Raw genomic sequence first — 24,373 nt, 5'->3', positions numbered from 1 at the left:
GGCTATTCCGCATCGGGAGCCTGGCGATATAAGGGCAATCCTGTGAACAACGTTCGGTGGCCCGAAAGGTGGCGCCCGCCCCCCAAGCCGCGCTATCCCGATAGCGGACGTTCTTGCCGAAGGCCGCTGCCGATGATTCTTTCGACCACTTCGGGGGACTTCCCCATCCCGCCCGAAGTCGCCAGCCGGCTGCCCCAGGTTCCGCCCGTGCCGGACCCGGCCGCGCCCGACTATCGCGCCCAGCGCAAGGCCTTCACGGAATGGCTGGACGCCGCGCCCGAACATGCGATCGATTTCGAACGGCTGCGGCGCTGGCATCTGGTCCAGGACCAGCTGGCCGCCGAGGCGGCAGCGGCCGGCCGGGATCATGTCGTCACCGAGGATGGTCTGGACTGACCCGGCCGCCGGGGGGCTCTTTGCTGCGCCCCGACGATCGTTATGCTCACCCCATGACGGTCGCGCCGATGCCAAGCCCCGCCGCTGCCCCGATGGTCGATCCTCTGGGTCGCACCGTCGACTATGTGCGGGTTTCGGTGACCGACCGCTGCGACCTGCGCTGCACCTACTGCATGGCCGAGCGCCAGACCTTCCTGCCGCGCGACGAACTGCTGACGATCGCCGAGCTGGACCGGCTGTGCTCGGTCTTCATCGGTCTGGGCACGCGCCGGCTGCGGTTGACGGGGGGCGAGCCCCTGATCCGCAAGGGCTTCATGGATCTGGTCGCCCGCCTGTCGCGGCATCTGGCGTCCGGGGACCTTGATGAGCTGACCCTGACCACCAATGGCTCGCATCTGGCGGATCATGCGCAGGCCTTGGCCGATCTGGGGGTGCGGCGGATCAATGTGTCGCTGGATACGCTGGACCCCGACGCCTATCGCCGGATCACCCGGGGCGGCGCGCTGGAGCGGGTGCTGGCCGGGTTGGACGCCGCCGCCGCGGCCGGGATCGCGGTCAAGATCAACACCGTGGCCCTGCGGCAGGACAATGCGGCCGAGCTGCCGGCCCTGATCGACTGGGCCCATGGCCGGGGGCTGGAGATCACCCTGATCGAGACCATGCCTCTGGGCGAGATCGGGGCCGACCGCACCGACCAGTTCCTGTCCCTGACCGAAGTGCGCCAGACGCTGGAGGCGCGCCGGACCCTGACGCCCCTGGCCCGGCGCACGAGCGGCCCGGCCCGCTATGTCAGGGTCGGGGAGACCGGCGGCATCCTGGGGTTCATCACCCCCATGACCCACAATTTCTGCGACACCTGCAACCGGATCCGGGTCACCTGCACCGGCCGGCTGTATCCGTGTCTGGGTCAGGAGACCCATGCCGACCTGCGTCAGGTCCTGCGGTCGGGGCCCGATGACGCGCCGGTGGTCGAGGCCATTCGCGCCATCGTGGCCAGAAAGCCGGGTCGCCACGATTTCCGCATCGGGGCCGGACTGGGCCCCGCCGTCGCCCGCCCCATGTCGATGACCGGCGGCTGACACCGCCCAGACCGGAGCCCCTGTTATGTCCGACATCCTTCCAGCCCCCGGCGGCCGGCTGCTCACCGACCAGCCCGTCACCCCCGTCCGGATCGCGGTCCTGACCGTGTCCGACACACGCGATGAGGACAGCGACACCTCGGGCGGCATCCTGGCCGAGCGGATCGCGGCCGCGGAGCACGTCTGTGTCGACAAGGCGATCGTTCCGGATGATATCGCGGCCATCCGCGCCCGGGTCCGGGACTGGATCGCGTCAGGGGCCGTCGATGTGATCCTGACCACGGGGGGCACCGGCCTGACCGGCCGGGACGTCACGCCCGAGGCGCTGGAGCCCCTGTTCGACAAGCGGATCGACGGCTTTTCCGTCATCTTCCACACCGTCAGCTACCAGACCATCGGCCTGTCGACCCTGCAGTCCCGCGCCACGGCGGGGATCATCGACGGGGTCTTCGTCTTCTGCCTGCCGGGCTCGAATGGGGCCGTCCGCGATGGCTGGGACCAGGTGATCCGCTGGCAGCTGGACAGCCGCCACCGCCCCTGCAACCTCGTCGAGATCATGCCCCGGCTGCTGGAGCGCTGATCCCTCCGGACCTCCGGGCGAAGGCGGCGGGCAAAATGTCGGGTCAGGCAACGATCCGGGGACAGGCGGGTTGATGACCGCACGCCGGCGGTTTTGCCCGCGTGAGCCCCGTCTGCCGCCCAGGATGCTGCCCCCTTGTTCGAGGATGAACCCAATCTCGCCGATCTGGATTTCGAGGCCTCCGTCGCCCGGGGGCTGACCCTGAGGCCCCGCCGGTTCGCCAGCAAATGGCTGTATGACGATCGCGGAGCCGCCCTGTTTGAGGACATCGTCGCCTCCGACACCTACTATGTCGGGCGGGCCGAGCTGGAGATTCTTGAGGCCCACGCGCACGAGATCGGTGAGAGGATCGGCGACGGCGGCGCGCTGGTGGAACTGGGCAGCGGAGCCAGCTGGAAGGTGCGCACCCTGCTGGACGCCATGCCGGATCTGGCCCGCTATGTGCCGGTCGAGATCTCGGAAGCCCAGCTGATCGAGGCGGCGGCCGCTATCCGGTCGGACTATCCGGCGCTGGAGGTTCTGCCGGTTGCGGCCGACTACACCCGGGATTTCGATCTGCCTGCCGGCGTCAAGGATGGGCCGGTTCTCGGGTCCTTTCTGGGCACGACCCTGTGCAACTTCCTGCCCGCCAACAGCGAGATTTTCCTGCAGCGGATGCATGGGCTGCTGGGGGAGAACAGCTGGTTCCTCGCGGGCGTTGATCTGGACAAGGACCCCGCCCGGCTGGTGGAGGCCTACAACGACCCCGGCGGCCCGCTCTGGGACTTCAACCTGAACATTCTCCAGCGCATGAACCGCGAACTGGGCACGACCCTCGACCAGGCCGATTTCCGCCACGAGGCCACCTGGAACGCGGAACACCGGCGCATCGAGGCCGCCATCTATCCCATGCGCGACCTGTCGGTGACCGTGGCGGGGCAGGGGTTCGACCTGCCGGCCGGGGAGCCGATCATCCTCGAATACTCCCACAAATATTCGCTCGAGGCCTTCGCCGCCCTCGCGGCCCGCGCCGGGTGGCGATCCGTCACCGCCTGGACCGACCGGGACCAGCTGGCCTCGATCCACCTGCTGACCAACCGGAGCGCCGCGTGACCGCCACTGTCCCGTCCAATGACCACCCGCTGGCCCGCGAATTCGAAGAGTTCGTGCAGGACCGCGCCTTCCCCTGCGTCGGGGCCAAGTCCGCCCTGTCGCGCAGCCAGATGGAGATCGTGGTCGCCCGCGACATTACCTCCACCTGGGATGATCTCCGCATTCATCCGGGCCTGTTCGGGGCCGCCCGCCGGTTCGCGGTCGATCCGACGCTGTTCCAGAGTTTCGTCGTCCTGTTCGAGGGGCCTGACGATCTGGACGAGCTCGGGTTCGAGCGCGCCATGTGGGCCCGCATCCAGTCGCTGGCCGACAAGGATGCGTTTCAGGGCGTCCCCTATGACCCCACGGTGAATCCGGACCCCGACAGCCCGCATTTCTCGCTCAGCTTCGGCGGCGAGGCCTTCTTCGCGGTTGGCATGCACCCGGGGGCCAGCCGGCCGGCCCGCCGTTTCCGCACCCCGGCCATCGTCTTCAACCTGCACCGCCAGTTCGAACTGCTGCGCGAGGCGGGGACGTATGAGAAGCTGCGCGCCAGCATCCTCGACCGCGACCTGACCCTGGCCGGCAGCGTCAACCCCATGCTGGCCCGCCATGGCGAGACCTCCGAGGCGCGCCAGTACAGCGGCCGCGCGGTCGAACCGGCCTGGGCCTGCCCCATCGTTCCCGCCAACGGAAAGTCGCGCCATGCCGCATGAAATCCCGCCGCGCTCGGGCGTCGCCTTCGAGCTGAAGGCCGGCCAGCGGCTTCGCGTCATCGATCCCCGGGGCGAGCAGGTCAGCGACCTTCTGGCCTTCAACCGCCACGACACCGGCGAGGTCCTGTCTTCCGGCCGGACGCTGGACTATGCCAACCGCATCTATCTGACGACCGGGGACGCCCTGTATTCCAACCGGTCCAACGTCATGCTGCGGATCGGCGAGGACCGGGTCGGGCGGCACGACTTCCTGCTGACGCCCTGCTCCGCCGACACCTTCCGCATCATCTATGGCGACACCGATCCGCACCGCGGCTGTTTCGGCAATCTGGCGGCGGCGCTCGAACCGTACGGCATTGTCCCGGATCAGATCCCGACGGCCTTCAACGTCTTCATGAACGTGCCGGTCGACGGCACTACGGGGGCCTTCACGGTCGAGCCGCCGCTCAGCAAGGCCGGGGACTTCACCGTGTTCGAGGCGGAAATGGACCTGATCATCGGCCTGACGGCCTGTTCAGCCCTCCAGTCCAACAACCACGCCTTCAAGCCGATTCACTACGAGATCGTCTGAAGCGTTGCGACCGGGGCCGCCCCCGTCACCCGGCAGGATCGCGTCGGGGCCAGAACAGGACCCAGGCGAGGCCGACAAGCAGCAGGGCCTGGCCGGTATGCAGCCAGTTGATGGAACTGTCCCGCCCCGCGACAGCGATCAGCACGACCGCGCCGGCGAAGGTCGCGAAGATCACCTTTCCGGACCGGCCGGCGAACAGGGCATTTGTCAGCCACCAGCTGGCGAGCATGCCGACGCCGGTAGACATCGCGGCCTCGATGGCAAAACGGGGCCAGACATAGCCCATGGGCCCGAGAAGCGCCGAAACGACCCAACCCGTGCACAGGGCGACGAGGACATAGGCGGCCATGGCGAAGGCGCTCGCCGCGATCGCGCGCAGAACGGCCGGGAGTTTACGGGGGAGGTGGCCTGTCACAAGGTCTCGAAGGCGAGGCCCGGAGGGGCTTCCATGATCTGGAGGAAATGGCGCACCCGAGAGGATTCGAACCTCTGACCCCTGCCTTCGGAGGGCAGTACTCTATCCAGCTGAGCTACGGGTGCATCCGCGTCGGCCTTGCGGCCGGACGAAGGGCCTTACAGCAGGTCAGCGGCGGCCTCAATCCCGAAAGGCGGGGTGAAGCCACCAGATCGACCGGTGCGCCACCGCGCTCAAGCAGCGAGGCTCCGCGAGCCGAGCGCTAGCGCCCCACGCACGTTGCGCTCAAGCAGCGAGGCTCCGCGAGCCGAGCGTTAGCGCCCCTTGATCACTGCGCCAGCATGCCGCCGTCGATCTTGAACTCGGACCCGGTGACGAACTTCGATTCGTCCGACGCCAGGTAGAGCACGCAGTACGCGACATCGTCGGGCTCGCCGATCCGCTTCAGCGGGATGCCGCGCGTCAGCCGCTCGTGGGCCTTCTTCTCGTCGCCGCCGGCCATGGCGATGAAGGGGTCGAGGATCGGCGTCTTGATGAAGACCGGGTGGACCGAGTTGCAGCGGACGTTCCAGTCCATCTTGGCGGCCTCGAGCGCGACGGTCTTGGTGTACATCCAGACCGCCGCCTTGGTCGCGTTATAGGCCCCCATGCCGGGCGCGGCGGCCAGGCCGGCCACGGAAGAGATGTTGATGATCGAGGCCGGAGCGGCGTCGCGCAGATGTTTCATCGCGTGCTTGCAGCCCAGCATGATGCTCTCGATGTTGATCGCCTGGACCCGACGCCAGTTCTCGAGCGTGTCGGTCTCGACGAACTTCAGATCGCCGCCGATGCCGGCGTTGTTCACGAGAATCGAAAGCGAACCCATGTCGGCTACGCTGGCCTCAATCACATCGATCCAGGCCTGCTCATCGGCCACATCGTGCGCATAGGCGAAGGCCGAGCCCGGCACCTCGGCATTGATGGCCTTGGCCAGGGCCTGGACCCCGGCCAGATTGACGTCGCTGAGGGCCACCTTCGATCCCTCGCGCGCCAGCATCCAGGCCATGGCCTCGCCCAGCCCCCCGGCCGCACCGGTGATCAGGGCGGCCTTGCCGGCCACGCGTCCGGGTCTGTTCATGTCATTCCCCTCCCAGGGATATCGCAGCGTCGTTGATGAACCGCGCCATTGTGAGATCGAGCTCTGTCACCCCGCCCGCGTCATGGGTGGTCAGCAGCACCTCGACGCGGTTGTAGACATTGGACCACTCGGGATGGTGATCCATCGTCTCGGCCTTCAGGGCCACGCGCGTCATGAAGGCGAAGGCGGCGCTGAAATCGGGGAACTTCAGGGCCCGGACTATGGCGGGGCGGTCTCCGGGCGCGACACTCCACCCCGGCAGGGCGGCGACGGTCTCGGTCGGCGAAAGGGTCTGGCTCATGCCTTGGCCTAGCCCCCGTTCGGGGGCGCGGCAAGGTCACGTCGGGGAACCCACGGTCACGCTTGACGTTGGACAGCGTCGCCGTTCGCCGCTTGAGGTTTGTCATGAGCAATCTGTGGATCGCTGCCCTGGAGGCCCCCGACCGGGCCCGGCTGGAGCCCCATCTGACCGAGCGCCGCTTCACCCAGGGACAGGTCCTGTATGAGGCCGGAGAGCCGGTGGAGGACGTCTGGTTTCCGCTGGAGGGGGTGGTGTCCCTGATGACGGTGCTGTCCGAGGAGCGGATGGTGGAGACCGCCGCCATCGGGCGCGAAGGTCTGGTCGGGGTGACCTGTGGCCCCATGAATGGTCGGGCCTCCAGCCGCGCCATCGCCCAGCTGGCGGGATCGGCCGCCTGTTGCCCGGCGGACGCCTTTGCCGAGGCCCTGGCCGGGAGCGAGACGCTGCGGATGGCCCTGGCGAAATTCACCGAGAGCCTGTTCGCCCAGGTCCAGCAGACCGCCGCCTGCAATGCCCAGCACCGGCTGGACGAACGGCTGGCGCGCTGGCTGCTGACCCTGCACGACCGGGCTGACGGGGACCGGTTCGCCCTGACCCAGGCCGACATCGCCGGGATGCTGGGCGTCCGGCGCGCCACCGTCTCGGAAGTGGGGGCGGTCCTCGAGGACCGGCACCTGATCCGGCGCGGGCGCGGCTGGGTTGAGGTGCTGGAGCGCGAGGCGCTCGAGCAGGCCGCCTGTGGCTGCTATGGCCTGCTGCGGGGGGTGATGAAGGATCTGGGCGTTCCCCGGCCGATCGCGGCCTGACGCGGCATCCGGGCGCGACCTCGACACCCGGTGACGCAGGCGCTTTGGCGCGCTAGACCGCCGGGATGACCGACCCCCATCCTGCGGACCCGGGCCCGACCCCGGGCAAGACCTCGCCCTTCGGCTTTCGCGATGTGGACGCCGGCGAGAAGGTGCGGATGGTCCGTGGCGTGTTCGACAGCGTGGCCTCCAGCTACGACCTGATGAACGACCTGATGAGCGGGGGCGTGCACCGGCTGTGGAAGGACGCGGCGGCCGCGCGGCTGAACCCCCGTCCCGGCGAGACCATTCTGGATGTGGCCGGCGGCACCGGCGACATGGCCCGGCGCTATGCGAAGATGGCCCGCAGCGCCCAGGAGCGGCGCGGCGGTGCCGACGCCTCGGTCATCGTGCTGGACTACAACGCCGAGATGATCCTGGCGGGAGTCAACAAGGGCGGCGAGCCCGAGATGAGCTGGACCGTCGGCGACGCCATGGCCCTGCCGTTGCCGGACGCTTCGGTCGATGCCTATTCGATCAGTTTCGGCATCCGCAATGTGTCGGACATCGCCGGGGCCCTGAAGGAGGCGCGCCGGGTGGTGAAGCCGGGCGGCCGCTTTCTGTGCCTTGAGTTCTCGCGGCCCACGGCCGAGGCGGTGCGCAAGGCCTATGACGCCTGGTCCTTCCACGCCATTCCGCGGATCGGCGGCTGGGTGGCGAAGGACCGCGACAGCTATCAGTATCTGGTCGAGAGCATCCGCCGCTTTCCCGACCAGACGACCTTCAGGGGCATGATCGAGGATGCCGGCTTCAGCCGGGTCACAGTGACGAATCTCTCCGGTGGTGTCGCGGCCCTGCATTTCGGGTGGGCGATCTGACCGGTTCCACCGCCTACCGGGTCGCCCCCGCCGCGCCGCCGGCCGTTCCCGTGCGGGATCCGCTGGGCGCGACCTGGCGTCTGCTGCGCTGGGGCGCGGCGCTGGCGCGGCACGACGCCCTGCTGCCGCGCGAGATCACGCCCCTTCTGCCGGCCTGGTTCCGGCCGGTGGCCCATTTCGTCCACCTGTTCGCCGGCAAGGACGGTCGAAACGGCCGCCCCGGCCAGCGGCTGGGTCGGGCCTTCGAGACCCTGGGCCCCGTCGCGGTCAAGCTGGGTCAGGTCATGGCCACCCGCGCCGACATCTTCGGCATCGAATTCGCCCGCGATCTGGGCCGGCTGAAGGACAAGCTGCCGCCCTTCCCGACCGAACAGGCGCGGCGTGAGGTCGAGCGCTCCATCGGCCGGCCTGTCGAGAGCCTGTTCACCGACTTCGGCGATCCCATCGGGGCCGCCTCCCTGGCCCAGGCCCACCCCGCCTGGCTGGCGGATGGTCGTAAGGTGGCGGTCAAGGTGCTGCGCCCCGGGGTCGAGCGCCGGGTGGTCAAGGGGCTGGACGCCATGCGGCTGGCCGCCGGACTGGTCCACCGGCTGGTGCCCCTGTCCCGCCGTCTGGAACCCCGCGCCTTCGTCGAGACGGTCGCGCGGTCCATGTATCTGGAACTGGACATGCGGCTGGAGGCGGCCGCGGCGTCCGAACTGCACGACATCATGGAAAAGGCCCGCGCCGACGGAGCCCATATGTCGGCCCCGAAGGTGGTCTGGGACGGGGTGGGCAAGCGCGTCCTGACGCTGGAATGGGCCACCGGCCTGCCCATGACCGACCCGCTGGCGATCGAACAGCCCGGCATGGACATCAATGCCCTGGCCGACAATGTCGTGCGGGCGTTTCTGGTCCAGGCCCTGGACTACGGCACCTTCCACGCCGACCTGCATGAGGGCAATCTGTTCGCCTATGCCCCGGCCGAGCTGACCGCCGTCGATTTCGGCATCATCGGCCGGCTGGGCGAGGGCGAGCGGCGCTATCTGGCCGAGATCCTGTGGGGCTTTCTGACGCGCGACTATCCGCGCATCGCCCGGGTCCATTTCGAGGCCGGCTATGTGCCGCCGCATCATTCGGTCGAGGCCTTCGCCCAGGCCCTGCGCGCGGTCGGCGAGCCGGTGATCGGCCGCGCCGCCAGCCAGGTGTCGATGGGCCGCCTGCTGGGCCAGCTGTTCGAGATCACCGCCCTGTTCGACATGCATCTGCGGCCCGAGCTGATCCTGCTGCAGAAGACCATGGTCTCGGTCGAGGGGGTGGCGCGGCGGCTGAACCCCGACCACGACCTGTGGTCGGCGGCCCAGCCGGTGGTCGAACGCTGGATCACCCGCGAACTGGGACCGAAGGCCCAGATTCGCGACGGCGTGCGCGAAATCCTGTCGGGGGCCCGCGCCCTGTCCCGCCTCGTCCAGGACCCGCCCCGGCCCGAGACGGTCGTGATCGAGCGGGTCCGCACGCCGGTCTGGCTGGCGGCCGGTGTCATCGCTGCAACAGTCATGGCTGCCGCCGCCCTGCTTCTGTCGCTTTGGTCGCCGATGGTGGGCTGAACCGACCGGAGCCTGCATGACCCTCTTCCGCACCGTCCCCCTGATCGCCGTCCTCGGTGTTCTGGCTGTTGCCCCGGCCCTTGCCCAGTCGGTGCCGCCGGCCCAGAGCCGGTCCCTGGCCCCCGCGCCCGGCGCGGCCGGAACCCTGCCCAACACGTTTGACGGCCCTGTCGCCCCCCGGGCCGTTCCGGCGAGGCCCGCAGCCCCGGCCCCCCAGGTCACCGACGCTGAAATGGCCGAGGCGGCCCTGCGCTCGATTATCACCCAGATGCAGGCGGGCGAGTTGGATCTCGACCTGTTCACCCCGGACCTCGGGCCGCGGCTGCAGGCCCAGATGACGACCTTCGGTCCCCTCGTGCAGGGTTTCGGGCCGCTCCGGTCGATCGCGGTCGAGGAAACGGCCGACGACGGAGCCGGCCAGTACCGGGTCACCTTCGACAGGGCCGTCACACAGTGGCTCATCGGCCTCGAGGAGGGCGGCCTGGTCGCGGCCCTGCTGTTCCGCCCGGCTCCGGCCGAACCGTCCGCGACCGCGCCGGCCCCGCAGCCCTAGTCCAGATCGGGTCGGCCCCGGCCGCTCTTGATCGCCGAGCGGCCGGACTTGGCCTGAAGCCGGCGTTCCTTCGAGGCCCGGGTGGGCCGGGTCGGCACGCGGTAGGTGGGGGCGATCGAGGCCTCGTCCACCATGGCCTGCAGCCGTTCGATGGCGTCGGCGCGGTTGCGCTCCTGGGTCCTGTGCCGGACGGCGGTGATGACAATGATGCCGTCCAGCGTCAGGCGGCTGCCGGCCAGCTTCATCAGTCTCTGGCGCACCGGCTCGCGCAGGGACGGGGAGTGCAACACGTCGAACCGCATCTGCACCGCGGTCGAGACCTTGTTGACGTTCTGCCCGCCCGGCCCGCCCGCGCGATAGAAACGGAATTCCAGCTCGGTCTCTGGGATGACGGTCATCGCGCCACCCGCTTTGCCCGGACCACGGCCTGATCCAGCGCCTGCAGGAAGGCCGAGCGGTCCTTGGGTCCGAACGGCGGCGGACCCGAGGTCGCCACCCCCATGGACCGCAGATGCTCCCCCACCATCCGGCCGGCCAGGGCCGAACCGATCGAATCGGGCGTGAAGGCCTGGCCGTTGGACTTCAGCGCCTGGGCCCCGGCCTTCAGACAGCGGTCGGCCAGGGGGATGTCGGCGGTGATGACGATGTCGCCCGGTCCGGCCCGCTCCGCGATCCAGTCGTCGGCGATGTCCGGACCGGCGTCGACCACGACCTGTTCGATCCATGCGGTCCGGGGCGTCTGGATCCAGCTGTTGGAGACCACGAACACGGTCAGTCCGTAGCGCTCCGCCACGCGATAGACCTCGGCCTTCACGGGACAGGCGTCGGCGTCAATGAAGAGGCGGGGGGCAGCGAGCATTGCCGCCAGATAGCCCTTCTCCCCTTGCGGGAGAAGGTGGCAGCCCTCCGACTTGATCGGGGGGCTGACGGATGAGGGGTACGGAGATGCAGACGAAATGAGACGAGCAGGGGGCTCACCGGAAGCACCGTGGGTCACCCCTCACCCGCCCGCGCAAGAACGATCGCTTCGCTCTCGTACGCGGCCTCCCTCTCCCGCAAGGGGAGAGGGTTTACTGACCGTAGGCCAGAGGCATCCCCCCGTCCGGACGGCCACCGTTGCGATAGCGGTCGCGCAGCAGGATCTGGCGGCTGGTCAGGGCCTGTTCCTGGCCGTTGATGAACTCCGCCGTCACCGAAGACAGCGGCTCCAGCGGATCGCCGTCCCAGACCACGACATCGGCGGCGGCACCCGCGCGCAGCTCGCCGAACTGGCCGCCCATGCCGAAGATGCGGGCCGGATTGACCGTCAGGGCCGCGATCGCGGCCTCGAACGGCAGGCCATGGGACACCGCATTGCCGGCGTTGTAGCGGGCCTCGCGGGCGCGGTGGACCGAGCCCTCATTGCCCTTGATGGCGATGACCACCCCGGCCGCGTTCAGGGCCGCGGCATTCTCCATCCGCGCCGCCCGCATCTCGAGGTTGGAGGGCAGGTTGGAGATGGGGTTCAGCAGCACTGGCACATTGGCCGACGCGATCTGGTCCGCGACCAGCCAGCCCTCCTCGGCCCCGTCGAGGATCAGTTTGACGCCTTCCTCCCGGCCCAGCCTCAGCACCTGCTGGATGTCGGCGGCCCGGTGCACGGTGACGATCAGCGGCAGGGTGCCGTTGGCCACAGGGATGAGGGCCTCCAGATCCGCGCGGGAGATCGACAGGTCCCGCAGCGCGGCCCGGTCATAGGCCGCCTTGTTGCGGGCATACAGGCGGACCTCGGCCAGGGTTTCCTTGAACAGGGTGAAGGTGGCCCCCCGCGCCCCGCCGGCGACGCCGGCCCCGGCCTCGCCGAACGGCGCGACCATGGCCACGCGCGGCTGGACCAGGATGTCGGTCCCGGCCGCCAGATGGATGACGGAGGCGGTGCCGGCGAACAGGCCGGGCGTCTGGTAGCCGCCGGCACCCGCGCCGGCGAAATCGCTGTCGTCCTGATGCTCGTGGCCGCCGGAGCCACCGGGGTGGTTCGGCACGACGATGGCACGGGTGATGCCGCCCAGCCGGGCCACCGGCAGGGTGATCGACCAGGGGTCGAGGCCGTAGCTGACGTCGAAGGAGGCCGAGATGGTGTTGGCCCCGTTCGACTGGTCCTCCGACCCGCCGACCGAGGAGATTTCGCTCAGGCCGAGGCCGGAATCGACTGCCACGAAGCCCGGCGTCACCACCTTGCCGCGGGCGTCGATCACCCGGGCTCCCGACGGAGCCGGGCCGGTGCCGACCGAGACGACGCGGCCGTTCTGGATCACGACGGTGCCGTTCTCGATGACGGAGGTGCCAGTCAGGACCCGGCCACCGGTGATGGCGGTCAATTCTGTTTGGCCTATCGCGCTTCGCGCTACTTGAGGCCGGTCCTGGGCGAGGGCGGGCAGGGCGGACAGGGCCAGCGCGGCCAGTGAAATCAGGCTGAGACGGCGCATCAACGGGCTCCTGCGGCGATGGTGGCGGCGCGGAGGCCATAGCCGGGCTGACCCAGCTCGAAATCGGACTGCGGCTGGTAGCGGGGATCGGTCCGGTCGAAGGTCAGGGCTCCGTCGATATAGACCTGGTCGGCGCGGGCGTAGACGCTGAACGGATTGGCGCTCCAGATCACCAGATCGCCCCGCTTGCCGGGCTCCAGCGAGCCGGTCTCGTCGGCGATGCCAATGGAGCGGGCAGCGTTGGAGGTGATCCAGCTGATCGCGCGTTCCTCGGAAATGGCCATCCCGGCGCGACGACCGGCGGCGAGCGCCGCGGCGGCCTCCTGATTGAGCCGCTGGGTCAGCTGGGCGTCGTCGGAGTGGATGACGGCGCAGGAGCCGGCGGGGGCGTCGACGAGGGCGGCGTTCTCCTCGACCGCGTCCAGCGCCTCCATCTTGAAGCCCCACCAGCCGGTCCACATGTCGGCGCAGATGCCCGCCTGGGCCAGCTGCGGGGCCAGTTTGTAGGCCTCGATAGCGTGGTGGAAGGCGGTAATGCGGAAGTCGAACTCCTCGGCGATGTCCATCATCACGGCCATCTCGTCGGCGCGATAGCAGTGGTTCTGCACCAGGATGGACCCGTCCAGAACCCCCGCCAGGGTCTCGTTCTGCAGGTTGCGGGTCGGCGGCGAGCCCTCGCCGGTCTTGCGCCACTTGTCCCATTTGTCGCGGTAGTCCTGGGCCGCGATGAAGGCGGCGCGGTAGCCGGCGACATTGCCCATGCCGGTGGCCGGCGACTGGTTGCGCGAGCCATAGACGCGCGACGGGTTCTCACCGCAGGCCATCTTCACGCCGTAGGGCGCGCCCGGGAACTTCATCCCCTGCATGGTGATCGAGGGGATGTTGCGGACGGTGACGCCCCGGCCGCCGAACAGATTGGCCGAACCGGGCAGGATCTGGAGCGTCGTCACGCCGCCGGCCCGGGCGGTGTTGAAGCCGGGATCCTGGGGCCACAGCGAATGTTCGGCCCAGACCTGGGCCGTGTTCGGATTGGTCGCCTCATTGCCGTCGCTCATCCCCTGCACGCCGGGCGAGGGATAGACGCCGAGGTGGCTGTGGACGTCGATGATCCCGGGGGTCACGAACCGGCCCCGGGCGTCGACGACGCTGTATCCGGCGGGGACGGGCGTCGAGGCCGGGCCCACGGCCTGGACCTTGCCATCCGACATCAGGACGACGCCGTTCTCGATCTTCTGGTCCGTGCCGGTCAGGACCGTGCCGCCGACGATGGCGACATTGTCCCGCGGCAGGGGTTGATAGGTCGAGGGATAGGGATCGGGGTTGGCGGCATAGTCGAGGCCCGCCGACAGGGTCCGGGCCGTATCGGCGCCGCCGCTGCTCGAGCCGTCGGCCGAGGGCGCGCCCGGCCCGTCGGTGGTGGCGCAGGCCGCGAGCGACAGCGCGCAGGCGACGACGGCGAGGCTGGGCCCCCGCAAGGCGTGACGGATCATGGACGCTCCCCCTGTGATGCCGGCGGCATCGAACGCGGGGATTACAAAAGCTTCAAAAGCCGTCCGTCAAAGGCGGAAACATTACAGATCGGTAAGGCGGGCGCGGAGCTCCGTGTCGTCCAGACCCTCGACCTCGACCATCTTCAGGCGCGACTGCCCGCCGCGCGCCAGCGACACCGACGACCGGGACAGCCCCAGCGCTTTCGCCAGCAGCAGGATCAGGGCCGCATTGGCCTCCCCCTCGACCGGCCGGGCCCGAACCCGGACCTTCAGGAGCGGCCGCCCCTCCGGGTCGACGTCCCAGCCGTCGATCCGGTCGGCCGAGGCACCGGGGGTCAGTTTGATGGGCAGGCGGGCCATCGCTCGTCTCAGGCGGTCCGGACCCGGGTCCGCAGCGACAGGCAGTAGCCGATAGCAACAGCCAGCCCCAGGATTATGGCCCCGCCACCGACCAGCACGGCCTGGCCGATCGGCGCGAACACGAAGGCCCCGGCATAGACGAGACCGCTGAGGACCATGGACCAACCGGTCACGCGCTGGGCCTTTTTCGCGTTCGCGCCCGCGACGAAGGTCTTGGGAATGCGATTGCCGAACGAGGCGACCATCAGTCCGGTGGCCCCCAGGACGATCCGCAGGGTGGTCTCCTGGTCGATATAGCCGAGGTTGCGGGCGAGGGTCGAAGCCAGCGCCAGGGCGACGATTCCGCCGCCCCAGGCGAGGCTGTTGATCAGGTCCTTGTTCATTTCGCAGTCTCCTCTTTGGGCGTCGGCGTTTCCGCGCCGGCACCGAACGAATGGACGAAGCCCAGCAGTGCCTCTTCAAGCACCGAGAGCTTCAGATGATAGATGATGGACTTCCCCGCCTTCTCGGCGTGGACCAGATCCGCCTCCTTCAGGACGGCGAAATGGGCCGACATGGTCGGTTTCGAGACGTCGAACCGGTCGGCGAGATCGCCCGCGCTCATCGGCCCCTGCCGCAGAAGCTGGAGCACACGACGGCGCGTCGGGTCAGAGAGGGCCTTGAAGATCGAACTCATGCTGAGATATTTAGCTAAACGTCGAAATGAGTCAAGCGGTCTCAGCGTCAGGCACGAAAAAGGGCGCGGACCTCACGGTGCCGCGCCCGTCCTTGAGGACGGTTCGCCCCTCGGGTTCCACGTCCCTACAGTCGATCCGGTCGGCTGAGGCACCGGGAATCAGTTTGACGGCGAGCTTGGCCATGCGGGCGGAAGATCAGAGAGGTGGGGGGACATCAATGCTGCGCGTGTCGTGTCCGCAGGGCGCAACTGGAGTTGGGTCGTCTAGGCCCTTGCCCGTTGTCGGGCGAGCCACCGTGCACGGAGACCATAGTTCAGCAGAATCGTCGCCAGATAGAAGACGGCGATCATCGCAGGCAGGACGGAAAATCGCCAATCGGGTATCGCGAACCAGATGAGGGATGCGGCGACTGTCCGAGCCGCAGCATGAGCACCGAACAGCGGCGTGTCGAAGGCCCATGTCATCACGTAGAAATCCACGCAGTAAACAATGGCCATGACGAGAAGCATGAGCTCGGGTTTGAAGAAGTAGGACCACAAAACCAAAGGAAACGTCATCGTGATGACGCTCATGTGCGTATAGCCAACGAGCTCGCCTAGGGAATTTCCTCGCGTGAATGGGTCCGCCCCGACCAGATACGACGAAGCGACTGCCACCGGAAAAATCAGGAACGAGCCAACCAGCCAGTAAGTCCGGGCGATAGCGAGTTCGAAATGCACCCCCACATATGCCGCAAAACTCCAGAAGATGAGTCCGGCAATAAAGAAGCCAATATTCCATTTGCCGCGTTGCGTTGCGTCCAGTCGCAAATGCTGGAGATCGAACTCGCTTGTCATCGACGCCTCCACTCACGGTATCAGGAGGAGTGTGACGGACGGACGCTGAGCTGTCCAATGAGCTACAGCGGACTTGGAAATCGCCTCCCGCCCATGAAAAAAGCGCGGCCCTGAAGGCACCCCGCCCCGTCTCTATGCCGCTTGATCGGTAAGCCCGACGGGAAGGTCGCGATAATGGGGTTCAGTTGGCGGCGCGGCTGCGGGCTGCGTGCATATCGGCCACGCGCCAGACCACTTCGACCTCATCGACCAGAAATGTCCCCATGGCCTGTGTCGTGCCGTCCTCATTGACGAATTCGACCTCATAGGCCTCGTTGTCGAACATCATGACAATGGTGCCGCGCGCGCCAGCAGGCAGACCCAGGTCCGGGCGCGCCTTCTTGATCGCGACGACGTCGAGTTCTTCAGCCATGGGACGAAGGTAGCACGAAGGCTGTCGTCAGGTAAGGCGGGCCTCCCGGCTGCCGCACGGTCCACCCGCTCCGCACTGTCCGTTGGCGTTCCTGGTGTCGCATCGGGAAATCCACCCGATAGCGGTCACCATACCTGTCCCGGTACAGGAAGACGGCCGGTTCGCTGCGCGCGGCTGCAAGCAGGGCGGCGCGCAGAAGATCCGCATTACGAAACGTCAGGCCCAGCGCCGAGGCGAAGACCACCGCCTTGTGTCCGCCGACCGTATGAGCCGGATCCAGGCAGTAGCGTTCGATCTTCCCCTCCGGAATGATCGCCCGCTCTCCGCCCGGCAGCCTCACGTGAGCGTCAGCCCAGCGCGGCCATCAGCTCCGGCACGATGGTCTTGTAGTCGCCGACGAGGCCGTAGTCCGCGACCTGGAAGATCGGCGCGTCGGCGTCCTTGTTGATGGCGACGATGATCTTGGAATCCTTCATCCCGGCCAGATGCTGGATGGCACCGGAGATGCCGATGGCGATGTACAGGCCCGGTGCCACGACCTTGCCGGTCTGACCGACCTGGTAGTCGTTCGGCGCATAGCCCGCGTCCACGGCCGCGCGGCTGGCCCCGACGGCGGCGCCCAGCTTGTCGGCCAGCGGGTCCATGACGGCATGGAACTCCTCGGCGGAACCGAGGGCGCGGCCGCCGGAGACGACGATCTTCGCCGCGCCCAGATCGGGGCGGTCGGACTTGATCATCTCCTCGCCGACGAAGGCGGCCTTGCCGGCATCGCTGCCGGTCACGGCCTCGACCGGGGCCGAGCCACCCTCGGCGGCCGGGGCGAAGGCCGTCGGACGCACGGTGATGACCTTCTTCGCATCCGAGGACTGCACGGTCTCCAGCGCGTTGCCGGCGTAGATCGGACGAACGAAGGTATCGGCCGAGACGACCTCGATGATGTCCGAGATCGGCGAGACATCCAGCTTCGCGGCGATACGGGGCATGAAGTTCTTGCCGTCCATCGAGGCGGGCGACAGGATCGCCTCATAGCTCCCGGCCAGGCCCACGACCGTGGCGGTCACGGCCTCGGCCAGGGTGTGGCCCAGCTCGCCGCTCTCGGCCAGCAGGACCTTGCGCACGCCGGTGATCTTGGCGGCGCTGTCGGCGGCGGCCTTGGCGCCTGAACCGACGACCAGGACGTCGACATCCGAGGACAGGGCCAGGGCGGCGGTCACGGTCTTGTGGGTGGTGTCACGGACGGCCGAACCGTCGTGATCGGCGATGACGAGGACGGCCATGTCAGAGGGCTCCTGCGGTCTTGAGTTTGGACACCAGTTCGGCGGCATCGGCCACCTTGATCCCGGCCGAGCGGGTCGGCGGGGCCGTGACCTTGAGCACCGTCAGACGCGGGGCCGTGTCGACGCCATAGTCGGCGACCGCCTTCATGGCGATCTCCTTCTTCTTGGCCTTCATGATGTTGGGCAGGCTGGCGTAGCGCGGCGTGTTCAGGCGCAGGTCCACGGTCACCACGGCCGGCAAGGGTGCCGACAGGGTCTGGATGCCGCCGTCGACCTCGCGGGTCACGGTGGCCTTGCCGCCGGCGATCTCGATCTTGGCGGCGAAGGTGGCCTGGGGCCAGTCCAGCAGGGCGGCCAGCATCTGGCCCACGGCATTGTTGTCGCCGTCGATCGACTGCTTGCCCATCAGGACCAGGTCGGGTTTCTCCTCGGCCACCACGGCGGCCAGCAGCCGGGCCACGGCCAGGGGCTCAAGATCGGTGTCCGACTGGATCAGGATGCCGCGGTCCGCGCCCATGGCGAGGGCGGTGCGGAGGGTTTCCTGGGCCTGGGTCACCCCGATGGAGACGACCACGATCTCGGTGGCTGTGCCGGCGGCGTGGTGTTCCTTGCCCTCTTTCAGACGCACGGCCTCCTCGACGGCGATTTCGTCGAAGGGGTTCATGCTCATCTTGACGTTGGCCAGGTCGACGCCGGTCTGGTCCGCCTTCACGCGGGCCTTGACGTTATAGTCGATCACCCGTTTGACGGGGACGAGAACCTTCATGCTTGTCTGTCCATAGGATCGCCGGAATGTTGGCGCAGGAAATGGGCCGGGCGAACGGGCCTGTCAATGTAACGCGGCGTGATCGGGCGTCGCAGCGAGAACGGACACTGCGATGAACCGCTTTCTGACGATGCGTCGGCTGTCGATCCTGTTTCTCAGCCTGTTCGCGGTGCTGGTCTCGGGCGTGCTTGCCTATCAGCGTTTCTATGTGGCCCCGGCCGAGAAGTGCGAGCAGACCGGCCGCTGGTGGTATGCTGAAGGCCGCGAATGCGTCCAGCCGATCTACCTGCCCGACATCACCGGACGTCCGGCAGGCGTCTCCCGCGCCGAGGCCTCGGACGCACAGAACCGCGAGCTGCTGGTCATTGAGGAGCGTCTGGCTGCCGAGCGCGCCGCCCGCGCCGCCGCCACCGCGCGGGACCGCGCCGACTATGAGCGCAAGACCGGCGGCTGACAGCTAGACAGCCGCATCGAACAGGGTGTCGCGAACGATGTCGGCCCGCACCATCGGGAACAGGTGGCCGGTGCCCGGGACCGTCTCGGCCTTCACATGATCCAGTCCGCGCGGCCGGTCGGGTACCTGGGTGATGGACCCCGTCGCGGCCTTCAGGATGCGGACCGGCTTGCGATAGGTCCGCATCGCGCGCCACGGGTCATGGCCCTGGGCCATATAGTTCGAGGCTTCCCACTCCGGGGCGCAGCTGAGCATGAACCCGTCGCCCTCGGGACGCAGTCCGTCGCCGATATAATCGATCAGCACCGGATCGGGCCAGCCGCTGAAGGCCCCCCGGCCGCGCCAGGACTCAAGCGCGGCCTCGCGACTGTCGAACCGGGCCCGACGCCGCCGCGCCCCGCGGACCAACGGAATGCGATCGGACAGCCGCCGCAGCACGGGCAGGCGGAACACCAGGGCGGTGGCTCCGGCCCAGATCACCGGATCGAACAGCACCAGTTGCGACACCCGGTCGGGCCGCTCTGCCGCCGCCAGCAGACTGGCCGTCCCGCCCATGGAATGTCCCGCCATCACAACCGGCGGGCCAGGAAAGGCGTCCAGCAGTGCGGCCAGGTCATCGCGGTGGTCGTGCCAGTCACGACGGCCCTCGGTCCGGGTCGGCAGTCGGCTCGCGCCGTGGCCCCTCAGGTCGGGGGCCAGGATGCGCAGCGACGAGGCCAGCGGAGCCAGCAGCGACCGGTAGGTCGCGGCATTGAAGCCATTGGCGTGGCTGAAGATCAGATCGACCGGCCGGCCCGGATCGCCAAAATCCAGAACCGCCATGTCTCCGCTGCCCCACCGGCTGGTGATGGGGACCGTCAGGCGGCGGGGTGGGGAGAGCCGGGCGGCATCCATCAACCGAACTTAGGGGGGCCGGGGGCCGTGCGCCAGCGGCAAGCCGACTATGCGGCGACCCGGCACGCGCCGCAGCGGCCATGGCCCTCGATCGTGGTTCGCTCGATCACATAGCCGGCCGCCTCGGCCGCCCTGTGCAGGGCCTCGCCTTCCGGGGGGGTGACCTCCGCAGTCGCGCCGCAGCAGTCACAGATGAGGAAGGCCGCCGCATGGGCGCGATCTCCCGCCGAACAGGCCACATAGGCGCTGATGGAGGCGATCCGGTGGGCCAGACCCGTCCGCTCGAGAAAATCCAGGGCCCGGTAGACCGTGGGGGGCTTGGCCGCCACCCCGTCGAGGCCATAGCGCGCGATCAGGTCATAGGCCTTGACCGCCTCGCCGGCCTTCAGCAGCAGCTCCAGCACCCGTCGGCGCGGCGCGGTCAGGCGCTCGCCCTGACCGGCGCAGCGGGCTTCCGCTGCGGTCAGGGCGCGGCCGATGTCTCCGGCGCTCAGTCCGGCTTCGACGTGCGAATGGCTGCAACCTGACCCCATGACCCACAGCTAGGTCGGGGCGGTGATCTTCGCAACCGCTGTTGTGGGCCAGGGGGGAAGACACCCTCCCGGGCGAGCCGGTTTGCGGCTTCGGGCCGGTTCCGCTAGAAGGCCCGCCTTTCCGTCATTCCAGAGCCTGCGCGTCCATGACCGACACCACCACCTCCACCCCGCAAGCCGCGCTTGACGGCAATGTGCTGTTCTATTCGAAGCCGGAGCCGCTCTCGAGCGAGGCCCACGGCAAGCTGGGCGTCAATCCGGTCGAGAAACCCTATGCCTTCGTCGCCGCCTCCCATGTGGTGCCGCTGACGGTCACGGAGTTCGCCCCGGCCGCCCTGTCGTATCCGGTGGTTTTCCTCGGCGAGGGCAAACAGCCCGTCGCGGTCATGGGCCTGCGCCAGGGCGAGAACCTGTACGTCCACGCCAACGGCGACTTCCGCGCTGAAGCCTATATCCCCGCCTATGTGCGCCGTTATCCGTTCGTTTTTGCCAATGACCAGCAGGCCCAGCGCCTGATCCTGTGCATCGACCGCGCGGCCCCCTTCATCGTCGAGGGCGGTCAGGCCCCGCTGTTCCAGGACGGCAAGCCCTCGGACTACGTCACCCAGGCGATGGAGTTCTGCAACAACTTCGAGCAGGAGCGCCAGCGCACCGATAGCTTCGTCAAACTTCTGACGGACCTGGACCTGTTCGACGTCCGCGAAGCCGTGTTCACCCCGCGTAACGAGCGTGGCGAGCCGGGCGAGCCCCAGAAGCTGGCCGACTATTTCGCCGTGTCCGAGGACAAGCTGAAGGCCCTGCCGGCTGAGAAACTGGCCGAGCTGCGCGACAACGGGGCCCTCGGCCAGATCTACGCCCACCTCGTGTCCCTGCTGGGCTGGGACCGTCTGATCGCCCTGGCCTTCCAGCGCGCCAGCGAAATGCCGACGGCCGCGAACGCCTGATCGAGTCTCCTCCCCGTTCGCCGCTTGGCGAATGGGGAGGGGGACCACGAAGTGGTGGAGGGGCTCTTGACGCCCCACCGACCGCGCCCGCTTTAAGAACCCCTCCGTCACGGCGCTGAAGACGCGCCGCGCCACCTCCCCATCGCCAGGCGGCGACGGGGAGGAGACAGGGTCACCGCCTTACGAACAACCCCCGCGTCAGGCACGAGAAGACCAGCCGGCCGCCCTCGTCCAGCAGGTCGTGCTGGGCGATGACGATGCCCTTTTCGTCGCCGACGGGGTCCTTGCCCATCACCGTCATCCGGCCCCGCAGCAGCTCACCGGCGGGCGGATTGCGCATGTAGCGCAGCCCGTCCACGGCCAGCAGCTTGGTCTGGGCCCAGCCGGCCGCCTTGTCCGAATGCAGCCGGCTCCACAGGGCATAGACCAGGGCGTCGGGCGCGCCATAGGCCAGGTCCCAGCCCGGCGCGAAATGGTCGACGAAGACGGTGATCGCCGCCTCGTCGACGGCGCAGGCTCCCAGCTGCAGGACCTGGCCGATCTCCAGATCCTCGAAATGGACGTGCAGGGGATCGCTCACCGCCTTATCCGGCCGGTTCTTCGGAGACGCGCACCAGCAGCTTGCCGTCGTGGTTCCCCGTGAACAGCCGGTTCAGCGAGGTGACAGCCCCCTCCAGCCCGTTGTCGACGTGGACCTTCCACTGCACCTTGCCGGAGGCCAGCAGGGGGCCGACCTCGGCGATGAACTCCTTGGCGCGCGGCGCATAGTCCATGACCAGGAAGCCCCGCATCGTCATCCGGTGGGTGATCAGCCGGCTCAGGTCCGGCGAGGGGGGCCGTTTGGTGGCGTTGTAGGCCGAGACCATCCCGCACACCGCCATCCGGGCATGGATGTTCAGCCGGTTCCAGACCGCGATCATGATGTCTCCGCCGACATTCTCGAAATTCAGGTCGATGCCATCCGGTGCCAGCCGGTCGAGGGCGTCGCCCACGTCCTCGTTCTTGTAGTCGATGGCGGCGTCGAAGCCGAGGTCGTCGACCAGCCAGCGGCACTTGTCCGGTCCGCCCGCGATACCGATGACCCGCGCGCCCTTCTGTTTGGCGATCTGGCCGGCGATCGAGCCGACGGCCCCGGCCGCGGCGGACACCACCAGGGTCTGGCCGGGCTCCGGCCGCAGCACGTCCGTCACCCCGGCCCAGGCGGTCAGGCCGGTCATTCCCAGCACCGACATATTGGCCGTCAGTGGCAGGCCCGGCGCGCGATGGACGCGCGACGCTCCGGAGTCGGGAACAATGCCATAGTCGCTCCAGCCGCCCATGGCCGTGGTCACCAGATCGCCGACCGCGAACCGCTCCGAGCGCGACTGCTCGACCACGCCCAGGGTCAGGCCCCGCATGACATCGCCGAGACCCACGGGCGGCAGATAGCCGACGGCGTCGTTCATCCAGGTGCGGTTGGTCGGATCCAGCGACAGATAGATGGTCCGGATCAGCAGCTGGCCGTCGGCCAGATCGGGCAGGGGAGTTCTGGATCAGTTCCAGATCCGTGTCCTTGATCAGGCCCTCGGGGCGCTGTCGCAGCACCCACTGGCGGTTCATATGGGCCATGGTCGTCTCCCGGTTCGTTGTCTTTGCAGACCCATAATGGCCCAGGCGGGGGATGAGACCAAAGAAAAAGGCGACCCGTCAGGGTCGCCTCAAGTTGGCATCATCGAGAATGAGGTGCAGGGGCGAACGCCGGCTTTCGCCGGTAGGGTCGGGGGGGACTTGTCCGCCTCTGCCCCCTGCAAACATCCGGCCGCCGGATCGGTTCCGCCACCCTCCTGCGGTTCTGTCCGAGGGAACGGCGACCTTTGCAGGAACGTTCAGGGATACACGAATGTCTCCTGGAGCCGCCATGTCATCCCCCGACCCCCATACCGAAGCTGCTGATGCCGTCCACGAGGGCCGACCCGTCGAGGCCCAGTACACCCGGCAGGGAAAGGGCGGCCGTCGTATCAGTGTCGTCCTCGGTCTGGGCATCGCCCTGACGGTCCTCGGCTTCATCATCGTCTATCTGGTCTTCGGAGGGGCCCTGTCGTCCACGAACGCCAACGTTGGCGAGCAGGCCGTCGACGCCGCAGCCTTCTCGGACCGCCAGGACTTCCCCGCCGCGGACGCGCCGACGACGGCGACGGGTGAACCCACCAATCCGCCCACCGGGGAGGCCCCGAACGTCAACGCTCCCACGGTCCAGGTGGCCCCCTCCTCGCAATAGGCGGCCGGCCGCCAATGAGAAAACCCCGCCGGATCGCTCCGGCGGGGCTTTCGTTTGTTCAGGGCCGCCGTGAGGTCAGGCGGCTTCCTTCTGGCGGGAAGGATGGAAGAACAGGGCCTGGCTGATCGCGGCCTTCACGGTTTCCGGCTGGAAGGGCTTGGTGATCAGGAAGGTGGGTTCCGGCCGCTCCCCGGTCAGCAGCCGCTCCGGGAAGGCGGTGATGAAGATCACCGGCACATCGAACCGTTTCAGGATGTCCTTGACGGCATCGATACCGGAGGAGCCGTCTGCCAGCTGGATGTCGGCCAGAACCAGGCCCGGCCTATGGCGGGCCACGGCGTCCACGGCCTCGTCGTGGGTTGTCGCCGTCGCCGTGACGTTGTGTCCCAGCTCCCGCACAAGGCTCTCGATATCGGCTGAAATGATCGCCTCGTCCTCGATGATCAGGACGTCGGTGGCCAGTTCGGCGTCGATCTCGGCCTGGGCGTCGCCGATCAGCCGCTCCACGGCATGCGCGTCGGACGACAGGATCTGGGCCGCCTCGGACGGCGTGAATCCCTCCAGCGCCGTCAGCAGGAAGGCCTGCCGCGACCGGGGCGCGATCCGCATCAGGCGGCGGGCCGTTTCGTCCTGCCCCTCCAGGCCGCTGGTGTCCTCCAGCCGGGCTCCCGTTGAAGACCAGATGGCGTGAAACACATGATACAGGGCCACCCGTGGTGTCATGTCAGGCGACAGCTGTCGTTCACCCGCAGCCAGGGCCTCCAGCGCGACCCGCACATAGTTGTCGCCGGTCGCCTGGTCACCCGTCAGCGCCCGCGCATAGCGACGGACATAGGGCAGGTGTGGTGCGAGTCTGGCGAGAAGGCTCATTGGTATGTTCCCCGGAAATCGAGCGGACACACCCTCGACGGGGTGCGCGATGGTCGCCAAACGTATCACAACGGCCACGGTTCCAGAGGT

The 24,373-nt window shown here is 68.3% G+C and carries 33 protein-coding genes and 1 tRNA gene; 13 read left to right on the top strand and 21 right to left on the bottom strand.

The genetic code is table 11. The features are described 5' to 3' along the window. Positions 1 to 132: 132 nt before the first annotated feature. From SJY26_RS03070 to SJY26_RS03045, 6 genes are all read left to right on the top strand, one after another. Positions 133 to 396 carry a hypothetical protein gene (locus SJY26_RS03070; RefSeq protein WP_396594691.1) on the top strand — a complete coding sequence of 88 codons (264 nt, stop codon included), beginning with the start codon at positions 133 to 135 and terminating at the stop codon, positions 394 to 396. A 53-nt stretch (positions 397 to 449) separates the two neighbouring features. After that, the gene (gene moaA, locus SJY26_RS03065) at positions 450 to 1,475 is read left to right on the top strand and encodes a GTP 3',8-cyclase MoaA (protein ID WP_396594690.1); all 1,026 of its coding nucleotides are present in this window, start codon (positions 450 to 452) and stop codon (positions 1,473 to 1,475) included. 25 nt (positions 1,476 to 1,500) lie between these two features. After that, entirely contained in the window at positions 1,501 to 2,055 is a 555-nt protein-coding gene (gene moaB, locus SJY26_RS03060; protein ID WP_396594689.1) for a molybdenum cofactor biosynthesis protein B, read from the top strand. A gap of 135 nt (positions 2,056 to 2,190) precedes the next feature. Then, complete coding sequence (gene egtD, locus SJY26_RS03055; RefSeq protein WP_396594688.1) at positions 2,191 to 3,147, top strand: L-histidine N(alpha)-methyltransferase; 957 nt, start codon at positions 2,191 to 2,193, stop codon at positions 3,145 to 3,147. Beyond that, complete coding sequence (gene gntA, locus SJY26_RS03050) at positions 3,144 to 3,842, top strand: guanitoxin biosynthesis heme-dependent pre-guanitoxin N-hydroxylase GntA (RefSeq protein WP_396594687.1); 699 nt, start codon at positions 3,144 to 3,146, stop codon at positions 3,840 to 3,842. Before egtD ends, gntA begins: the two co-directional genes overlap by 4 nt. Beyond that, on the top strand, positions 3,832 to 4,413 hold the full coding sequence (locus SJY26_RS03045) for a DUF1989 domain-containing protein (protein WP_396594686.1): 582 nt from the start codon (positions 3,832 to 3,834) through the stop codon (positions 4,411 to 4,413). Before gntA ends, SJY26_RS03045 begins: the two co-directional genes overlap by 11 nt. 25 nt (positions 4,414 to 4,438) lie before the next feature. Here SJY26_RS03045 and SJY26_RS03040 read toward each other — a convergent pair whose 3' ends face one another. The 4 genes from SJY26_RS03040 to SJY26_RS03025 all read right to left on the bottom strand — a co-directional run bounded on the left by SJY26_RS03040 (position 4,439) and on the right by SJY26_RS03025 (position 6,246). After that, positions 4,439 to 4,828 (bottom strand): hypothetical protein, encoded by a 390-nt coding sequence (locus SJY26_RS03040; RefSeq protein ID WP_396594685.1) that lies wholly within the window; start codon positions 4,826 to 4,828, stop codon positions 4,439 to 4,441. Positions 4,829 to 4,876: 48 nt separating this feature from the next. Then, positions 4,877 to 4,953 (bottom strand) — tRNA-Arg (locus tag SJY26_RS03035). A 203-nt stretch (positions 4,954 to 5,156) separates the two neighbouring features. Next, positions 5,157 to 5,945 carry an SDR family oxidoreductase gene (locus tag SJY26_RS03030; protein WP_396594684.1) on the bottom strand — a complete coding sequence of 263 codons (789 nt, stop codon included), beginning with the start codon at positions 5,943 to 5,945 and terminating at the stop codon, positions 5,157 to 5,159. Position 5,946: 1 nt separating this feature from the next. After that, the gene (locus SJY26_RS03025) at positions 5,947 to 6,246 is read right to left on the bottom strand and encodes a 4a-hydroxytetrahydrobiopterin dehydratase (RefSeq protein ID WP_396594683.1); all 300 of its coding nucleotides are present in this window, start codon (positions 6,244 to 6,246) and stop codon (positions 5,947 to 5,949) included. Between the two features lie 104 nt (positions 6,247 to 6,350). Here SJY26_RS03025 and SJY26_RS03020 point away from each other — a divergent pair, with 104 nt between their 5' ends. The 4 genes from SJY26_RS03020 to SJY26_RS03005 all read left to right on the top strand — a co-directional run bounded on the left by SJY26_RS03020 (position 6,351) and on the right by SJY26_RS03005 (position 10,048). Further along, the gene (locus tag SJY26_RS03020; protein ID WP_396594682.1) at positions 6,351 to 7,052 is read left to right on the top strand and encodes a Crp/Fnr family transcriptional regulator; all 702 of its coding nucleotides are present in this window, start codon (positions 6,351 to 6,353) and stop codon (positions 7,050 to 7,052) included. Positions 7,053 to 7,117: 65 nt separating this feature from the next. Continuing rightward, on the top strand, positions 7,118 to 7,909 hold the full coding sequence (locus SJY26_RS03015; RefSeq protein WP_396594681.1) for a class I SAM-dependent methyltransferase: 792 nt from the start codon (positions 7,118 to 7,120) through the stop codon (positions 7,907 to 7,909). Next, the gene (ubiB, locus tag SJY26_RS03010; RefSeq protein ID WP_396594680.1) at positions 7,897 to 9,495 is read left to right on the top strand and encodes a 2-polyprenylphenol 6-hydroxylase; all 1,599 of its coding nucleotides are present in this window, start codon (positions 7,897 to 7,899) and stop codon (positions 9,493 to 9,495) included. The genes SJY26_RS03015 and ubiB overlap by 13 nt, the downstream gene beginning before the upstream one ends. Positions 9,496 to 9,511: 16 nt before the next feature. Further along, positions 9,512 to 10,048: a hypothetical protein gene (locus SJY26_RS03005; RefSeq protein ID WP_396594679.1), complete on the top strand. Its 537-nt coding sequence runs from the start codon at positions 9,512 to 9,514 to the stop codon at positions 10,046 to 10,048. On the opposite strand, the gene arfB is transcribed toward SJY26_RS03005, so the two are convergent. The 12 genes from arfB to SJY26_RS02945 all read right to left on the bottom strand — a co-directional run bounded on the left by arfB (position 10,045) and on the right by SJY26_RS02945 (position 18,331). Then, positions 10,045 to 10,446 carry an alternative ribosome rescue aminoacyl-tRNA hydrolase ArfB gene (gene arfB / locus SJY26_RS03000; RefSeq protein WP_396594678.1) on the bottom strand — a complete coding sequence of 134 codons (402 nt, stop codon included), beginning with the start codon at positions 10,444 to 10,446 and terminating at the stop codon, positions 10,045 to 10,047. The genes SJY26_RS03005 and arfB overlap by 4 nt on opposite strands. Beyond that, a complete protein-coding gene (locus tag SJY26_RS02995; RefSeq protein WP_396594677.1) occupies positions 10,443 to 10,907 on the bottom strand; it encodes a YaiI/YqxD family protein in 465 nt (154 codons plus the stop codon). Before SJY26_RS02995 ends, arfB begins: the two co-directional genes overlap by 4 nt. A 211-nt stretch (positions 10,908 to 11,118) precedes the next feature. Beyond that, positions 11,119 to 12,513, bottom strand: a complete 1,395-nt coding sequence (locus SJY26_RS02990) for an amidohydrolase family protein (protein ID WP_396594676.1) — start codon at positions 12,511 to 12,513, stop codon at positions 11,119 to 11,121. Then, positions 12,513 to 14,003 carry an amidohydrolase gene (locus SJY26_RS02985; protein ID WP_396594675.1) on the bottom strand — a complete coding sequence of 497 codons (1,491 nt, stop codon included), beginning with the start codon at positions 14,001 to 14,003 and terminating at the stop codon, positions 12,513 to 12,515. The genes SJY26_RS02990 and SJY26_RS02985 overlap by 1 nt, the downstream gene beginning before the upstream one ends. Positions 14,004 to 14,084: 81 nt before the next feature. Then, entirely contained in the window at positions 14,085 to 14,363 is a 279-nt protein-coding gene (locus SJY26_RS02980; RefSeq protein ID WP_396594674.1) for a DUF167 family protein, read from the bottom strand. A gap of 8 nt (positions 14,364 to 14,371) precedes the next feature. Next, positions 14,372 to 14,746 (bottom strand): ammonium transporter, encoded by a 375-nt coding sequence (locus SJY26_RS02975; protein WP_396594673.1) that lies wholly within the window; start codon positions 14,744 to 14,746, stop codon positions 14,372 to 14,374. Beyond that, the gene (locus SJY26_RS02970) at positions 14,743 to 15,039 is read right to left on the bottom strand and encodes an autorepressor SdpR family transcription factor (RefSeq protein WP_396594672.1); all 297 of its coding nucleotides are present in this window, start codon (positions 15,037 to 15,039) and stop codon (positions 14,743 to 14,745) included. Before SJY26_RS02970 ends, SJY26_RS02975 begins: the two co-directional genes overlap by 4 nt. Before the next feature lie 264 nt (positions 15,040 to 15,303). Next, positions 15,304 to 15,876: a DUF7010 family protein gene (locus SJY26_RS02965; protein ID WP_396594671.1), complete on the bottom strand. Its 573-nt coding sequence runs from the start codon at positions 15,874 to 15,876 to the stop codon at positions 15,304 to 15,306. A gap of 181 nt (positions 15,877 to 16,057) precedes the next feature. Continuing rightward, complete coding sequence (locus SJY26_RS02960; RefSeq protein WP_396594670.1) at positions 16,058 to 16,288, bottom strand: DUF4926 domain-containing protein; 231 nt, start codon at positions 16,286 to 16,288, stop codon at positions 16,058 to 16,060. Further along, positions 16,281 to 16,628, bottom strand: coding sequence for a DUF6883 domain-containing protein (locus SJY26_RS02955; protein WP_396594669.1), 348 nt, complete (start codon positions 16,626 to 16,628; stop codon positions 16,281 to 16,283). Before SJY26_RS02955 ends, SJY26_RS02960 begins: the two co-directional genes overlap by 8 nt. A gap of 7 nt (positions 16,629 to 16,635) precedes the next feature. Next, positions 16,636 to 17,565 carry an electron transfer flavoprotein subunit alpha/FixB family protein gene (locus SJY26_RS02950; RefSeq protein ID WP_396594668.1) on the bottom strand — a complete coding sequence of 310 codons (930 nt, stop codon included), beginning with the start codon at positions 17,563 to 17,565 and terminating at the stop codon, positions 16,636 to 16,638. Between the two features lies 1 nt (position 17,566). Continuing rightward, entirely contained in the window at positions 17,567 to 18,331 is a 765-nt protein-coding gene (locus tag SJY26_RS02945) for an electron transfer flavoprotein subunit beta/FixA family protein (RefSeq protein ID WP_396594667.1), read from the bottom strand. A 112-nt stretch (positions 18,332 to 18,443) separates the two neighbouring features. Between SJY26_RS02945 and SJY26_RS02940 the strand changes: the two genes are divergently transcribed. After that, positions 18,444 to 18,785, top strand: coding sequence for a hypothetical protein (locus SJY26_RS02940; RefSeq protein ID WP_396594666.1), 342 nt, complete (start codon positions 18,444 to 18,446; stop codon positions 18,783 to 18,785). A gap of 3 nt (positions 18,786 to 18,788) precedes the next feature. Here the strand turns inward: SJY26_RS02940 and SJY26_RS02935 are convergent, their stop codons facing one another. Together SJY26_RS02935 and SJY26_RS02930 are read right to left on the bottom strand one after the other, a co-directional pair. Then, positions 18,789 to 19,679 carry an alpha/beta hydrolase gene (locus SJY26_RS02935; RefSeq protein WP_396594665.1) on the bottom strand — a complete coding sequence of 297 codons (891 nt, stop codon included), beginning with the start codon at positions 19,677 to 19,679 and terminating at the stop codon, positions 18,789 to 18,791. Between the two features lie 47 nt (positions 19,680 to 19,726). Then, complete coding sequence (locus tag SJY26_RS02930; protein ID WP_396594664.1) at positions 19,727 to 20,212, bottom strand: Fur family transcriptional regulator; 486 nt, start codon at positions 20,210 to 20,212, stop codon at positions 19,727 to 19,729. A 146-nt stretch (positions 20,213 to 20,358) separates the two neighbouring features. Between SJY26_RS02930 and SJY26_RS02925 the strand changes: the two genes are divergently transcribed. Then, positions 20,359 to 21,156, top strand: a complete 798-nt coding sequence (locus SJY26_RS02925) for a SapC family protein (protein ID WP_396594663.1) — start codon at positions 20,359 to 20,361, stop codon at positions 21,154 to 21,156. 172 nt (positions 21,157 to 21,328) lie between these two features. Here the strand turns inward: SJY26_RS02925 and SJY26_RS02920 are convergent, their stop codons facing one another. Beyond that, entirely contained in the window at positions 21,329 to 21,736 is a 408-nt protein-coding gene (locus SJY26_RS02920) for an acyl dehydratase (protein ID WP_396594662.1), read from the bottom strand. Positions 21,737 to 21,740: 4 nt separating this feature from the next. After that, on the bottom strand, positions 21,741 to 22,625 hold the full coding sequence (locus SJY26_RS02915) for an NADP-dependent oxidoreductase (protein ID WP_396595694.1): 885 nt from the start codon (positions 22,623 to 22,625) through the stop codon (positions 21,741 to 21,743). A gap of 428 nt (positions 22,626 to 23,053) precedes the next feature. Here SJY26_RS02915 and SJY26_RS02910 point away from each other — a divergent pair, with 428 nt between their 5' ends. Further along, on the top strand, positions 23,054 to 23,413 hold the full coding sequence (locus tag SJY26_RS02910; protein ID WP_396594661.1) for a hypothetical protein: 360 nt from the start codon (positions 23,054 to 23,056) through the stop codon (positions 23,411 to 23,413). 75 nt (positions 23,414 to 23,488) lie between these two features. Here SJY26_RS02910 and SJY26_RS02905 read toward each other — a convergent pair whose 3' ends face one another. Further along, complete coding sequence (locus SJY26_RS02905; protein WP_396594660.1) at positions 23,489 to 24,283, bottom strand: response regulator; 795 nt, start codon at positions 24,281 to 24,283, stop codon at positions 23,489 to 23,491. Positions 24,284 to 24,373: the final 90 nt, after the last annotated feature.

The sequence above is a fragment of the Brevundimonas sp. R86498 genome (assembly GCF_044598075.1).
Classification (GTDB): Bacteria; Pseudomonadota; Alphaproteobacteria; order Caulobacterales; family Caulobacteraceae; genus Brevundimonas.
Note: the sequence above shows the minus strand (reverse complement) of the source record. Positions and strands in the feature narration are given on the sequence as shown.

Coding starts and splice junctions, on each gene's coding strand:
- SJY26_RS03070 (WP_396594691.1), top strand. CDS start 133: ATGATTCTTTCGACCACTTCGGGGGACTTCCCCATCCCGCCCGAAGTC.
- moaA (WP_396594690.1), top strand. CDS start 450: ATGACGGTCGCGCCGATGCCAAGCCCCGCCGCTGCCCCGATGGTCGAT.
- moaB (WP_396594689.1), top strand. CDS start 1,501: ATGTCCGACATCCTTCCAGCCCCCGGCGGCCGGCTGCTCACCGACCAG.
- SJY26_RS03045 (WP_396594686.1), top strand. CDS start 3,832: ATGCCGCATGAAATCCCGCCGCGCTCGGGCGTCGCCTTCGAGCTGAAG.
- SJY26_RS03030 (WP_396594684.1), bottom strand. CDS start 5,945: ATGAACAGACCCGGACGCGTGGCCGGCAAGGCCGCCCTGATCACCGGT.
- SJY26_RS03025 (WP_396594683.1), bottom strand. CDS start 6,246: ATGAGCCAGACCCTTTCGCCGACCGAGACCGTCGCCGCCCTGCCGGGG.
- SJY26_RS03020 (WP_396594682.1), top strand. CDS start 6,351: ATGAGCAATCTGTGGATCGCTGCCCTGGAGGCCCCCGACCGGGCCCGG.
- SJY26_RS03015 (WP_396594681.1), top strand. CDS start 7,118: ATGACCGACCCCCATCCTGCGGACCCGGGCCCGACCCCGGGCAAGACC.
- SJY26_RS03005 (WP_396594679.1), top strand. CDS start 9,512: ATGACCCTCTTCCGCACCGTCCCCCTGATCGCCGTCCTCGGTGTTCTG.
- arfB (WP_396594678.1), bottom strand. CDS start 10,446: ATGACCGTCATCCCAGAGACCGAGCTGGAATTCCGTTTCTATCGCGCG.
- SJY26_RS02995 (WP_396594677.1), bottom strand. CDS start 10,907: ATGCTCGCTGCCCCCCGCCTCTTCATTGACGCCGACGCCTGTCCCGTG.
- SJY26_RS02990 (WP_396594676.1), bottom strand. CDS start 12,513: ATGCGCCGTCTCAGCCTGATTTCACTGGCCGCGCTGGCCCTGTCCGCC.
- SJY26_RS02985 (WP_396594675.1), bottom strand. CDS start 14,003: ATGATCCGTCACGCCTTGCGGGGGCCCAGCCTCGCCGTCGTCGCCTGC.
- SJY26_RS02980 (WP_396594674.1), bottom strand. CDS start 14,363: ATGGCCCGCCTGCCCATCAAACTGACCCCCGGTGCCTCGGCCGACCGG.
- SJY26_RS02975 (WP_396594673.1), bottom strand. CDS start 14,746: ATGAACAAGGACCTGATCAACAGCCTCGCCTGGGGCGGCGGAATCGTC.
- SJY26_RS02970 (WP_396594672.1), bottom strand. CDS start 15,039: ATGAGTTCGATCTTCAAGGCCCTCTCTGACCCGACGCGCCGTCGTGTG.
- SJY26_RS02965 (WP_396594671.1), bottom strand. CDS start 15,876: ATGACAAGCGAGTTCGATCTCCAGCATTTGCGACTGGACGCAACGCAA.
- SJY26_RS02960 (WP_396594670.1), bottom strand. CDS start 16,288: ATGGCTGAAGAACTCGACGTCGTCGCGATCAAGAAGGCGCGCCCGGAC.
- SJY26_RS02950 (WP_396594668.1), bottom strand. CDS start 17,565: ATGGCCGTCCTCGTCATCGCCGATCACGACGGTTCGGCCGTCCGTGAC.
- SJY26_RS02945 (WP_396594667.1), bottom strand. CDS start 18,331: ATGAAGGTTCTCGTCCCCGTCAAACGGGTGATCGACTATAACGTCAAG.
- SJY26_RS02940 (WP_396594666.1), top strand. CDS start 18,444: ATGAACCGCTTTCTGACGATGCGTCGGCTGTCGATCCTGTTTCTCAGC.
- SJY26_RS02935 (WP_396594665.1), bottom strand. CDS start 19,679: ATGGATGCCGCCCGGCTCTCCCCACCCCGCCGCCTGACGGTCCCCATC.
- SJY26_RS02930 (WP_396594664.1), bottom strand. CDS start 20,212: ATGGGGTCAGGTTGCAGCCATTCGCACGTCGAAGCCGGACTGAGCGCC.
- SJY26_RS02925 (WP_396594663.1), top strand. CDS start 20,359: ATGACCGACACCACCACCTCCACCCCGCAAGCCGCGCTTGACGGCAAT.
- SJY26_RS02910 (WP_396594661.1), top strand. CDS start 23,054: ATGTCATCCCCCGACCCCCATACCGAAGCTGCTGATGCCGTCCACGAG.
- SJY26_RS02905 (WP_396594660.1), bottom strand. CDS start 24,283: ATGAGCCTTCTCGCCAGACTCGCACCACACCTGCCCTATGTCCGTCGC.